This is a genomic window from Tepidibacter formicigenes DSM 15518 (assembly GCF_900142235.1).
GTDB classification, from domain to species: Bacteria; Bacillota; Clostridia; order Peptostreptococcales; family Peptostreptococcaceae; genus Tepidibacter; species Tepidibacter formicigenes.
In genome coordinates this window covers 12,858-25,629 of record NZ_FRAE01000007.1, presented here as the reverse complement: position 1 = coordinate 25,629, position 12,772 = coordinate 12,858, and the positions used below count along the sequence as shown (strand labels likewise).

At 28.0% G+C, this 12,772-nt stretch carries 12 protein-coding genes; all 12 read right to left on the bottom strand.

The features are described 5' to 3' along the window. Positions 1-104: 104 nt before the first annotated feature. The 12 genes from ftsZ to BUA77_RS01565 all read right to left on the bottom strand — a co-directional run bounded on the left by ftsZ (position 105) and on the right by BUA77_RS01565 (position 12,766). A complete protein-coding gene (gene ftsZ, locus BUA77_RS01620; protein WP_072886668.1) occupies positions 105-1,199 on the bottom strand; it encodes a cell division protein FtsZ in 1,095 nt (364 codons plus the stop codon). Positions 1,200-1,306: 107 nt separating this feature from the next. Continuing rightward, entirely contained in the window at positions 1,307-1,669 is a 363-nt protein-coding gene (locus tag BUA77_RS01615; RefSeq protein ID WP_334292342.1) for a small basic family protein, read from the bottom strand. Beyond that, a complete protein-coding gene (locus BUA77_RS01610; protein ID WP_072886666.1) occupies positions 1,662-2,378 on the bottom strand; it encodes a DUF881 domain-containing protein in 717 nt (238 codons plus the stop codon). Before BUA77_RS01610 ends, BUA77_RS01615 begins: the two co-directional genes overlap by 8 nt. Before the next feature lies 1 nt (position 2,379). Then, positions 2,380-3,099: a DUF881 domain-containing protein gene (locus tag BUA77_RS01605; RefSeq protein ID WP_072886665.1), complete on the bottom strand. Its 720-nt coding sequence runs from the start codon at positions 3,097-3,099 to the stop codon at positions 2,380-2,382. Between the two features lie 13 nt (positions 3,100-3,112). Continuing rightward, positions 3,113-3,832: a cell division protein FtsQ/DivIB gene (locus BUA77_RS01600; RefSeq protein ID WP_072886664.1), complete on the bottom strand. Its 720-nt coding sequence runs from the start codon at positions 3,830-3,832 to the stop codon at positions 3,113-3,115. Positions 3,833-3,874: 42 nt separating this feature from the next. Next, positions 3,875-5,125 (bottom strand): UDP-N-acetylglucosamine 1-carboxyvinyltransferase, encoded by a 1,251-nt coding sequence (gene murA, locus BUA77_RS01595; RefSeq protein ID WP_072886663.1) that lies wholly within the window; start codon positions 5,123-5,125, stop codon positions 3,875-3,877. A gap of 122 nt (positions 5,126-5,247) precedes the next feature. Continuing rightward, the gene (murG, locus tag BUA77_RS01590) at positions 5,248-6,342 is read right to left on the bottom strand and encodes an undecaprenyldiphospho-muramoylpentapeptide beta-N-acetylglucosaminyltransferase (RefSeq protein WP_072886662.1); all 1,095 of its coding nucleotides are present in this window, start codon (positions 6,340-6,342) and stop codon (positions 5,248-5,250) included. A 4-nt stretch (positions 6,343-6,346) separates the two neighbouring features. Continuing rightward, the gene (ftsW, locus tag BUA77_RS01585) at positions 6,347-7,456 is read right to left on the bottom strand and encodes a putative lipid II flippase FtsW (protein ID WP_072886661.1); all 1,110 of its coding nucleotides are present in this window, start codon (positions 7,454-7,456) and stop codon (positions 6,347-6,349) included. Between the two features lie 19 nt (positions 7,457-7,475). Then, entirely contained in the window at positions 7,476-8,825 is a 1,350-nt protein-coding gene (murD, locus tag BUA77_RS01580; protein ID WP_072886660.1) for a UDP-N-acetylmuramoyl-L-alanine--D-glutamate ligase, read from the bottom strand. 72 nt (positions 8,826-8,897) lie between these two features. After that, complete coding sequence (mraY, locus tag BUA77_RS01575; RefSeq protein WP_072886659.1) at positions 8,898-9,860, bottom strand: phospho-N-acetylmuramoyl-pentapeptide-transferase; 963 nt, start codon at positions 9,858-9,860, stop codon at positions 8,898-8,900. Positions 9,861-9,923: 63 nt separating this feature from the next. Further along, a complete protein-coding gene (locus BUA77_RS01570) occupies positions 9,924-11,309 on the bottom strand; it encodes a UDP-N-acetylmuramoyl-tripeptide--D-alanyl-D-alanine ligase (protein WP_072886658.1) in 1,386 nt (461 codons plus the stop codon). Between the two features lie 2 nt (positions 11,310-11,311). Further along, the gene (locus BUA77_RS01565; RefSeq protein ID WP_072886657.1) at positions 11,312-12,766 is read right to left on the bottom strand and encodes a UDP-N-acetylmuramoyl-L-alanyl-D-glutamate--2,6-diaminopimelate ligase; all 1,455 of its coding nucleotides are present in this window, start codon (positions 12,764-12,766) and stop codon (positions 11,312-11,314) included. Between the last annotated feature and the right edge of the window lie 6 nt (positions 12,767-12,772).

Genomic DNA, 12,772 nt, shown 5'->3' with positions numbered 1-12,772 from the left:
AAATCAATTATTATTTTTGTGTCATAATGCGTAGTCGAATTTAAAATTTTTTCTTCAATTTGTAACAAAATATTTATCAAAAACTAAAAAAGAAGAAGACTTTATTATCTTCTTCTTAAAAAAGTAGGTATATCTAAATCATTGTCTAAATTATTTTGTTTTTCTTCTTTTGATTTTGTTTCTTCTTTTACTTCATTATTTTTTTCTTTATCTCTAAAAGTTACTATATCTAAAGTATTATCTTGTCCTTCTTGAAATCCTGTTGCTATAACAGTAATTTTTAACTCATCTCCTAAGTCTTCATCTATAACTGCACCAAATATAATATTTGCTTCCGGATCCGATGCTTCTTGAACTAAGCTTGCAGCTTCATTTATTTCAAATAGTCCTAAATCTGATCCTCCAGTTATATTAAGTAATACTCCTCTTGCTCCTCTTATTGAAGTTTCAAGTAGTGGACTTTGAATAGCTTGTTTCGCTGCCTCAATAGCCCTATTTTCTCCTTTAGCACTTCCTATGCCCATGTGAGCAAGACCTTGTTCTCTCATTATAGTTTGAACATCAGCAAAATCTAGGTTAACAAGTCCTGGAACAGCTATTAAGTCTGATATCCCCTGAACTCCCTGCTGTAAAACATCATCTGCTTTTTTAAAAGCATCAAGCATAGAAGTTTTCTTTTCAACAATTTGTAGTAGTCTATCGTTAGGTATTGTTATTAAGGTATCTACATTAGATTTAAACTCCTTTATACCTGATTCCGCATGAAGCATTCTTCTTCTTCCTTCAAAAGTGAATGGTTTTGTAACAACACCTACAGTAAGTATTCCTAATTCCTTAGCAACTTGAGCTACTACTGGCGCTGCACCTGTTCCTGTTCCGCCACCCATACCAGCAGTAACAAAAACCATATCTGCACCTTGAAGGGCCTGCATTATATCTTCTCTGCTTTCTTCTGCAGCTTTTTTCCCTATTTCAGGATTTGCTCCTGCTCCTAAACCTCTTGTTAATTTTTCTCCGATTTGTATTTTTTGTTCAGCTTTAGAGGTAAAAAGAGCTTGTTTATCTGTATTTATAGCTATAAACTCAACTCCTTTTAACTGAGCTTCTATCATTCTATTAACAGCGTTATTTCCTCCACCGCCTACTCCTATTACTTTTATCTGTGCAAATTGATCCATATCAACATCAAATTGTAGCATGTAGAAACCTCCTTACCAATAATAATTCATTTAAAATTTATACTATGTTTACTACATTATTGTTTCTCAAAAATTTTATTAATATTAAAGGTATTCAACACAAAATATTAATCTCCTCTTTTTTTGCTCATTAATTTGCCAAAAACGTACCTTCTAATAATAGCAAAATTTTGAAATAGCCTTCCTCCAAATACAAATATAGAAGCATAATAAAGTGGTACTCCTAATCTATCACCTATATAAGCTAATAGACCCGCTAAAATTGCATTTCCAAAAAATCCAGTTATGAATATAATACTATTGTATTTTCCTTCTAATGTTGCTCTTATAGCTCCAAATACAGAATCCATTGCAGCTAATAATCCAACAGATATGTATAAAGAATAACTATCAGGATAAGTCACAGGTATATAATATCCAATAATTATTCCAAGCGCAAGTCCTATCAATGATAAAATCAAATTAATCACCTTCTTTTATATATTCTAAATTTATTTTTTTATAATATTTAGGTATTATTATCTTATCCATAAGTCTCAACTGTACATCTATTCCATAAATTTCTTTCAATAAATAGGCATGAGAATTTTGAGCTTGTATAGATGCTTGTAGCATTTTTTTATTTCCTATAGCTTTTATAACAAAGGGTTGTCCATAAGTTGAACCATTTATTGTTATTGTTGGACCTGAACATTTAATTTCTGATAGAGCTGTCACTCTTTCTCCATTTATAGATATAGCTTCTGCTCCTGCCACTTTCAAATCATTTACTATTATTAAAACATCCATATCATGAACTAAATAATCATTGGGGTCTTCTCCTTCTCCTAATTCTCTTTCGCTATCTCTTAATTCTACAATTACTCCTTCTCCTTTTACATCTTCAAAACCAGTTATAGTTTTAATATCTTTTAATTCCTTTTCTAGTATACTACTTATAGATCCATTTTCATTTAATTCAAGTTCATATTTGGCTATATCAGATTTTCTTTCTAAAATTAATTTATTTATATTCTCAAGTTCTACTCTTTCTAAATTAATTTGATTTTCCATCTCTTTTATACTTTTTAAAGTAACAAAAGTATTATTAGGATTCAAGCTTTTCATATGAATAGATATTATAATTCCTAAAAAAAACATTAAATATATTATAGATTTTTGTTTTATTTTTTTACTCATATTACTTCACCTGCATTTTACTATCTACTGGTTTTGCATATTTTAGGTTTATCTTTTTATTATATCTAGGTATTTTAATGTTTTCCTCTTTTTCTACACTTACACTTAATCCATAATATTTTCTCATTTTATATATTATTCCAAATCTTAGATTTAAAGCTGCCTCTAAAGTATCTGAATTCCCTATACATTTTATTTCAAAAGGGGGAAGAGTTGGATTTCCATTTATAATTAATTTTTCTCCAGACAAGAAAATTTCTGTATTTGAAATGATTCTTTCATTATTTATCGATATAGCTTCTGCTCCTGCTGCCTTTAATTTATTTATTATAGCTAATAAATAATCATAATTATATAGTAATATATTACTATTTGAATCCCCCTGTGGTTCTTCTAATCTTATTATGACTCCTGAGCCTTTAACATCAGTATATCCAGATAGAACCTCATACTTCTTCATATCTTCTTTTAAATTTTTTACAATTACACTTTTCTCGGCTTCAGAATTTTTATATTCATCAATTCTATTTTCTAAAGATTTTAACTCTTTTAACAAACCTTCTTTCCTGTCCTTTAAACTCTTAAGTTCTATGGCTAATTGATTTGCCTTTTGAGAAGATACTAACCCCCCTGTTGTTTTATCCACAGTTTTAAATTCAATAATAAGCAACATTCCTAAAAAAAAGCTTAATATTAATAATGACAAACTATTTTTTTTCAAAATACCTCACCACCTATTCAGGCCTATACACAGGATAAGCATTATACCTCATATCAACTATACCTTTTGATATATTTCTTGTATATAGGTCTATTAATATTTTATTCAACTCAAGCATTTTGTAATCTAAGTTTTCACCTTTTCCAAGTAAGACTTCTACTCCCTGTACAGTATATAATTTAATATTTTTATTTTTGTCTATATTTATTTCAGATATATTACTTAAAATATTAGCATTATTACAGGAATTTAGCAAATCTAATATTTTTACCAAAAAATCATTATCATCTAATTTTATTTTTTCTCCTACTTTTAAATTTTTAAATTTTATTCCTGTAAGTAAAGGATTGTCAATATTATTAATATCTTCTTCTACTTTTAGAACTATTCCTTCTTCATTTATAAGTACATATGATCCCATATACGGTATAGCACACATATCTACTCTCTCCACTAAGTCTATAATCATCTTATTTGGAAATTTAATTTTTATATTTACATCTTTTATGTATGCGTTTTGTAGCAAGTTTTCTTTTATGTCTTTTACATTATACATATATATATTTTTATTCATTTCTATTTTACCACTACTAAGTATATCTTCTTTATTTAATTTAACTTGTCCAACTATAGTTAACTCTTTAAGAAATAAAAAATCAGTCTTCATAAATATATACCCAAATATAGAAACTATAAAAACTATTAATAATAATATATTATGTATTCTTTTCATATATTTTGCCCCCTCTAAAACAAATCAAAAAAAGGCTTAAGCCTAAGCCCTAATAATATTAGCACCTAGACTACTTAGAACCTTTTCCATAGACTCATAACCTCTATCAATATGATGTATATTTTCTATCTCTGTATATCCAGTAGCAGCAAGCCCTGCTAAAACTAATGCCGCTCCTCCTCTTAAATCAGAAGATCTTACCTTTGTCCCCATTAATATTTTTACACCTTTAATGACAGCAAATTTTCCATTTACATTTATATTAGCTCCCATTCTAATAAGTTCCTCACAATGTTTAAATCTATTTTCAAATATATTTTCACTAACTATACAAGTTCCATTTCCTAATGTCATTAAAGCCATCATTTGAGCTTGCATATCTGTTGGAAATCCTGGGTATGGAAGTGTTTTTATTATATCAATAGATTTTATAGTTTTTGGAGCAATTAATTTAACTTTACTTCCTATATATTCAATTTCACATCCTGCTTCCTTAAGCTTTGAAACTATACTATTAATATGATCTGGTATAACATCATCAATAATAATTTTTCCTCCTGTCATTGCTCCTGCAACTAGATAAGTTCCTACAGCTATTCTATCTGGTATTATCTTATATTCAACATTTTGAAGTTTTTTAACACCTATTATTTCTATACAACTACTTCCTGCTCCTTTTATTTTTGCTCCCATAGCATTCAAAAAATCAGCAAGATCAACTATTTCAGGTTCTTTTGCTGCATTATAAATTCTTGTTACTCCTTTTGTCTTTACAGCCGCAAGCATTACATTTTCTGTTGCTCCAACACTTGGAAAATCTAAATGTATATCACAAGGTTTAAGATTTTCTCTTGTACAATTAATAAACCCATGTATCTCTTCTACTTTAACTCCCATTTGTACTAAAGATTTTAAATGAAGATCTATCGGCCTTGGTCCTATCTCACATCCTCCTGGATAACTAATTTTAGTGTATCCAAACCTTCCAACCATTGCTCCAAGTAATACAATAGAAGATCTCATTTTCCTAACAAATTTTTCTGGTATCTCAGATGAATTAATATCTTTAGTGTTTATAATTAAGGTTCCATCTTCCATTTTCACATAACAACCTATATGTGTTAATATATCAATCATTACTTTTACATCTGATATATTAGGTATATTGTGTATTATACTTTCTCCCTCATTTAATATAGTTGCTGCAATAACAGGTAAAACTGCATTTTTTGCACCTTTTAAAGTTATCTCTCCTTCTAATTTATTTCCACCACAAACTATATATTTTGCCAAAAGGGCCACCCCCTACTAAAAATGAAAAAGTCTTTATTCTAAAGATTATTAAATTTGACTTTTAAAAATTCAATAAAACTACCTTTATATTATATAATTTTATGTATTAGTAGGGTTTTATGTTACTTTAACATATCTATAATTTCTTTGTATATTATATTTAGAGAATCAGGATTTCCAATGGATTTACTATTTTTTTCCATACTCTTTAATTTTTCTCTATCTCCTAAAATTTTAAATATAGTTTTATCTAACTTATTAGATGTTAGATGTTTTTCTAAAATAGCTATACCAGCACCCTTTTTTTCAATACTCTTTGCATTAAATTCTTGATGATTTTCAGCAGTATAAGCCTTTGGAATTACAATAGAAGGCTTTCCAAGGGCTGTAACTTCTGCAAGAGTTATAGCTCCTGCACTACATATAACTAAATCACAAGCTGCTAATGCATTAGCCATATCATCAAGGTAAGGAATGATTTTTTGACATCCTTTTAGATTTACATCTCCTATAGAATTTATAAAATCATCATAATGGTTTTTTCCAGTAACATGTATAAACTGTATATCTTCTTTAATAAAATTAGGAATAATAGAGAGCATACAATCATTTAATTTTTTCGCTCCTCCACTTCCACCTACACATAAAACCATCTTTTTATCTTCAGCAATTCCAAGCTTTCTTCTTGAAGTTGTTTTATTAGAATGCAAAATTTCTTTTCTAACAGGATTACCAGTAAGCACAATATTATCTTTATCTTTAAAATGCTTTTTTGCATCTTCAAAGCTTATCAAAATTTTATTTACTACTTTTGAAAGTATTTTGTTTGTTATTCCTGGAAATGCATTTTGTTCATGTATAACAGTAGGTATTTTATTAACAGCTGCATTAAATACAACAGGTCCACATACATATCCACCAGTTCCAATAACTATATCTGGTCTAAAACTTTTTATTATTCTTCTAGATTGCTCTAGTCCCTTAAATAATTTAATTACTCTTTTAATATTTTCAACACTTACTTTTCTTCTAAACCCTTGTACAGTAATAGTTTTTAATTCATATCCAGCTTTTGGAACAATTTCACTTTCAATACCATTCTTAGTTCCTACGAATAATATTTCGACATCTTTTATCTCTTCTTTTAATTTATTAGCTATAGCTATTGCTGGATAAACATGTCCTCCAGTTCCTCCTCCAGAAATCAAAACTTTCATTTTATCAACTCCTGTCCAACTTAACATGTCTTGATATATTTAATATTAATCCAATTGCTGCCATAAATATTATAAGTGAACTTCCTCCATAGCTTATAAAAGGAAGTGGCATTCCTGTAACAGGCATAGATGAAGTTGCAACAGCGATATTAATCATAACCTGTATTCCTATCTGAGCCGTAATTCCAGTAACTAACATACAAGAAAAAGTATCCGGACAATTAATAGCAACTCTTATACATCTATATATTAAAAATAAAAATAATAATAGTAAAAATATACATCCTATATATCCAAGCTCTTCTCCTATTATAGCAAATATAAAATCATTTTGAGGCTCTGGTATATAAAAGAATTTTTGTCTACTTCTCCCAAGACCTAGCCCAAATAATCCTCCTGATCCTAAAGCATATAATGACTGTATTACCTGATAACCATCTCCTAATGGATCCTTAAATGGATCTAAGAAAGATGTAAGTCTTTTTAGCCTATAAGGTGCAATAGCAATCATTATTCCAAGAAGTCCAAAACCTGCTCCTATCATAGAATAAACATACTTTAAATCCATACCAGCTACAAATAGCATTACAAATGTAGTCATCATGATAGTTCCACCCGTTGAAAGATCAGGCTGTAAGACTATAAGTATAAAAAATAATCCTGAAATTAAAAGTGGAGGTAAAATTCCTTGTACTAAACTACTTATTTTATCTTTTTTATTCTCTATTACTTTTGCTACTATTATTATAGAAGCAAATTTAGCTATTTCAGATGGCATTATTGTAAGCCCCCCAACTCCAAGCCATCTCTTTGCACCATTGAATGATATTCCTAAAGGAGTTAATACTGCAACTAATAATAATGCAGTAACCCCGCCAATTACTGGAATAAACTTTTCTAATCTCTTATAATTAATTTTTGATACAAACATCATTGCAAAGAAACCCATACTTGCATAAATTATATTTCTCTTTAAAAAATAATATGCATCATCCATTTTAAACTTTGCTTGAACATAACTAGAGCTAAACACCATTACTATGCCTATTATTACTAAAGTTAAAGTTGTATAAAAAATATATGGATCAAAATGCTTTTCTCTTTTTTTAGCCATTTAAAAACCTCCTTAAAATTTAAAGGCTAAATACTTCATTCTTAAAGTCTTTTCCTCTAATTTCATAACTTTCATACATATCCCAACTAGCACAAGCAGGAGAAAGTAATACTACATATCCAGATCTTGCTAGTTCATATGACTTTTTCACTGCTTCCTTCATATTTTTTACTTTATGACAATTAGTAAATCCTTCTTTATTCGCTGTTTTTTCTATTATACCTGCAGTTTCACCTAGAAGAACTAATTCTTTTACTCTTCCTTTAAAATGTTTTATAAACTCTGTAAAATCACTTTTTTTGTCCATTCCTCCTGCAATTAATATAATAGGTTCATTGTAGGATTTTATTGCTTTAATAGATGCGTCTGGATTTGTTCCTTTAGAATCATTAACAAATTTAATATTATTTATTTCTTTTACAAACTCAAGTCTATGCTCTACTCCATTAAAAGTTTTTAATATATTTTTTATTACATCCAAATCTAAATTTAAAATTACTCCTATGGCAATTGCAGCTAATGCATTTTCTAGATTATGATTTCCTGGTATATTAATTTCATTTTTATTCATTAAAATAGTATTTATTCCTTCAAATTTTATTATAATACTATTTTTCTCTACAAATACCCCTTCCTTAAGTATTTCTTTTCTACTAAAAAATACCACTCTACTTTTGCATTTAGATGCTAAAGAACGAACTATAGGACAATCGTAATTTAGTACTGTAAAATCTTCTTCATTTTGATTTTCAAATATTCTTGCTTTTGCATTTATATAGTTTTCCATTGTTTTGTGTCTATTTAAGTGATCTTCAGTTATGTTAAGTATAGAACTTACTTTTGGTCTAAATTCCTTAATACTCTCAAGTTGAAAACTGCTAAGTTCTGTAACAAATATTGAGTTTTCGTTAGCCTCATCAACTACATCTATTACTGGATTTCCTATATTTCCAACTACATAAGTATCTTTATTAGCTGCTTTAAATATTTCTCCAGTAAGTGTAGTAGTTGTGGTTTTCCCATTTGTACCTGTAATTCCTATGAAAATACCTTTAGATAATCTATAAGAAAATTCTACCTCTCCTATAACTTCTATATTATTTCTTTTTATTTTTTCAATAAATGGAAGATCTAGAGGAACTCCAGGGGATACTATAGCTAAATCTATGTCAGTTACATCTTCTATATGTTTTCCTAGTATATATTTAACATTATACCCTTTTAAATTGTTTATTATATCTTTTAGCTGCTCTTCTTTTTTGATATCATTTACAACAACATTAGCTCCCATATTAATTAATTTTTTCACTGTAGATATTCCAGTTTTAGCAAGCCCTACCAATAGTACTGTTTTGTCTTTTAACTTCATATTCAACTCCCCCTTATTATGTACTCTTTTTACTCTATAGGATATTATAAATGTTAGTATGAAGCGAATTTTTTATAATAATGCTAAGAAACCTATTACACTTAAAATTACACTTGTTATCCAAAATACTGTTACTACCTTAGTCTCATGCCATCCTTCAAGTTCAAAATGATGATGGAGAGGACTCATTTTAAAAACTCTTTTTCCTGTAAGCTTAAATGATGTAACTTGTATAATTACAGATAAAGATTCTGCAAAATATATCCCTCCAACAATTGGAATTATCAAAGATAAATTCATAAGTATAGCAGCAGCAGCAACAGCTCCTCCTAATGCCATAGAACCTGTATCCCCCATAAAAACTTGAGCTGGATGAGCATTAAATTTTAAAAATCCAAGGCAAGCTCCAACTAAAGCTGCAGAAACTATATATATGCTAGTATTTCCCAAGTGACTTGCAATCATTGCAAAAAACGAAGCTACTATAAGTGTAACCCCAGATGCTAATCCATCAAGTCCATCAGTTAAATTAACGCTATTAACTGTGGCTATTGTAACAAATATAATAAATGGTATGTAAAATATTCCTAAGTCTATGTTAGTTTTTAAAAAAGGAACTATAACCTGCGTTCCAAGTATTGATGTTTTAGATTGATAAATAGCTAAAACAGTAGCAATTATTAACTGCCCTACTATTTTTTGATAAGCTCTAAGCCCTAATGATCTTTTTAATACTACTTTTATATAATCATCTATAAATCCTATAAGGCCAAATCCAAATATAGCAACTAATGCAAATATCATATCCTTATTTAATCTAGTTGTTGTAAGGCAGGTAATAAGTATTGCAATCATCATTATAATTCCACCCATAGTAGGTGTTCCATTTTTAGACAAATGAGTTTTAGGTCCTTCATCTCTAACTGTCTGCCCAAACTTTAACCTTTTAAGCATAGGTATAAATATAGGTCCTAGTATTAGTGTTATTACAAAAGAAATTATTATTGTAAATACTATTTCTTTTAAATCATTCATTTTACCAATCTCCTCTCTCATACCAAAAGCTTATTATAAAGCTTTTGGTTTTATCCGTATATGCTAGATAGTATAGTCATTTAAAAATTTAACTATTTCCTCCATTTTCATTCCTCTAGATCCCTTTACTAATATAACATCATTTTGTTTTAACATTTTCTTTAGATAATCCATAACTTCTAGGTTACTCCTAAAATGAATTACATTTTCTTTATTAAATCCTTCATATAAAGCCTGAGTACCTATATACTGTGAATTTTTTCCTACAGTTATAATAATATTACTCTTATCCTTCGCTAACTTTCCAACAATTCGATGCCCAGATTCAGCATAATCTCCCATTTCCAGCATATCTCCAAGTATTGCTATTTTTCTATTGTCTTTATATTCTCCTAGTATCTCAAGAGCTGCTTTCATAGAGTCTGGACTTGCATTGTACGCATCATTTATTATAGTTAATGATTCATTTTTTAATATATCTAACCTCATTTTACTAGGTTTAAAGCTTAAAAGTCCATTTTTTATTTCATCCATATTTAAATCTAGCTCAATACCTACTAAAATTGCTGCCATGGCATTATATATATTGTGCTTTCCTCTTGCTGGAATAAAAAATTCTTCTTTCTTACCATATACTATACAGTTAAAATATATCCCTTTTTTATCCATTTTATATCCTATACAGTATAAATCATTATTTTTTTCAAATCCAAAAGATTTTAATTTATAGTTTAGATTTTTATTTTTTATTCTTTTTAAGTATTCGTCATCTCCATTTATAATTAACACATTATTTCCTTTGAAATTAGCAGTTATTTCAAGTTTTGCTTTTAAAATTCCTTCTTGTGATCCTAAATTTTCTATATGAGAAAGCCCAACATTTGAAATAACACCAATTTTAGGCTCTACAATATTTGTTAAGTACTCTATTTCTCCAAAAGAAGACATTCCCATTTCAAGTACTGCACATTCATATTTATTATTTAAATTAAATATTGTAAAAGGCAATCCTATGTGATTATTAAAATTCCCTTCATTTTTTAAAGTATTATATTTACTAGATAAAACACTATGTATTATATCTTTTGTTGTAGTTTTTCCTGTACTTCCTGTAACTCCTACATAATTTATAGGAAATTTACTTTTATAATATTTTGCTATATCTCCTAATGCTTTTATTGTATCTTTAACTTCTATTATATTTATATTGTTAAAGTTTAAATTTATATCTTGATCTTCATTTTTTAAGAAGCTTTTAGTTCCTTTTTCATAAGCACTTAATATAAAATTATGTCCATCAAAATTTTCTCCAATTAAGGGTATAAATAAATCTCCATCATTTGCTTTTCTACTGTCAGTGCATATATTTAGAATTAAATCTTCACTATTTCCCTTAATTAATTTTCCATTTGTACAATTTAATATTTCTCTTATTTTAATAGGATTCATTTTTATTCCTCCCCTAAAATTTCTTTTACTACTTCTTTGTCATCGAAATGTATTTTTTCTTTTCCTATAACCTGATAATCTTCATGTCCTTTTCCTGCTATAATAACAATATCTCCACTCCTTGCTATATTTATAGCCTTATTTATAGCTGCTTTTCTGTCTACAACAATTTCATAGTTTTGTTTATTATCATCCATTCCTTTTAAAATATCTTTTATTATATTAATAGGAGTTTCAGTTCTAGGATTATCTGATGTTACTATAGTAAAATCAGAGTATTTTTGACTAATTCGTCCCATTAAAGGTCTTTTAGTTTTATCTCTATCTCCTCCACATCCAAATACAGTTATTATTTTCCCATTTACAAACTCTTTAGCTGTCTTTAAAATATTTTCAAGAGCATCTGGTGTATGTGCGTAATCAACAATTACATTAAATCCTTTACTGCTATTTATATTTTCAAACCTTCCAGGAACTCCTTTTGTATTTTTAAGTCCCTCTATAATTATTTCTTTAGAAATATTCATTAAATAGCATGCACCTATTACTGCTAATGAATTATAAACAGTAAATCTTCCTGAAATAGGTACATATATATCGGCTTTGTATTCTGGAGTTATTAGTTTGTATTCAACACCATTAGGATATATTTTTATGTCTTTTGCTTTAATATTGGCATCTTCTTCTATACCATAAGTTAAAACTGGAACTTCTAAATTTTTAATAGACTTATATATTTTTTTACCACCTTCATCATCTATATTTATCACATTACCTATAGTAGTTTTATAAAATAACTTTTCTTTTGCTATTCTATAATCATTTAAATCTTTATGAAAATCTAGATGATCTTCAGTTAAATTGGTAAATATTCCTATTTTAAACTCACAATTATCTACTCTACTTAGTTCAAGAGAATGAGAAGATACCTCCATTACACAATATTTATTATTATTATTTATCATTTCTCTAAAATAGTTTTGAAGCTCTATACTCTCAGGAGTAGTTCTAGATGATATTATTTCTCTATCACCTATTATATTTTTTATAGTCCCAATCAATCCTACATTTTCATTATTATGTTCAAGCACATCTTTTAGTAAATGAGTTATGGTAGTCTTTCCATTAGTGCCTGTAACTCCTATTAAATTTAAATCCTTCGTTGGCTCATTAAAGAAATTTGAAGATATTTTTGCCATGGCTTTTCTAGTATCTTTAACTTTTATAAAAGTATATCCATCTATATAAACGTCATCTTCTACAATGAAAGCTATACTACCTTTGCTTATAGCATCTTGTATAAATTTATGACCATCTACACTAAATCCTTTTATACATATAAACAAACTATTTTTATTTACTTTTCTAGAATCATAATGTATATCTTCTATGTTCACTTCAATATTTCCTTTACTATTTACTATGTCTAAACCTTTTATTATATCTTTTAAATTCATATTTTT

Coding starts and splice junctions, on each gene's coding strand:
- BUA77_RS01570 (WP_072886658.1), bottom strand. CDS start 11,309: ATGAATCCTATTAAAATAAGAGAAATATTAAATTGTACAAATGGAAAA.
- BUA77_RS01610 (WP_072886666.1), bottom strand. CDS start 2,378: ATGAGTAAAAAAATAAAACAAAAATCTATAATATATTTAATGTTTTTT.
- murD (WP_072886660.1), bottom strand. CDS start 8,825: ATGAAGTTAAAAGACAAAACAGTACTATTGGTAGGGCTTGCTAAAACT.
- BUA77_RS01565 (WP_072886657.1), bottom strand. CDS start 12,766: ATGAATTTAAAAGATATAATAAAAGGTTTAGACATAGTAAATAGTAAA.
- ftsZ (WP_072886668.1), bottom strand. CDS start 1,199: ATGCTACAATTTGATGTTGATATGGATCAATTTGCACAGATAAAAGTA.
- mraY (WP_072886659.1), bottom strand. CDS start 9,860: ATGAATGATTTAAAAGAAATAGTATTTACAATAATAATTTCTTTTGTA.
- murG (WP_072886662.1), bottom strand. CDS start 6,342: ATGAAAGTTTTGATTTCTGGAGGAGGAACTGGAGGACATGTTTATCCA.
- BUA77_RS01600 (WP_072886664.1), bottom strand. CDS start 3,832: ATGAAAAGAATACATAATATATTATTATTAATAGTTTTTATAGTTTCT.
- ftsW (WP_072886661.1), bottom strand. CDS start 7,456: ATGGCTAAAAAAAGAGAAAAGCATTTTGATCCATATATTTTTTATACA.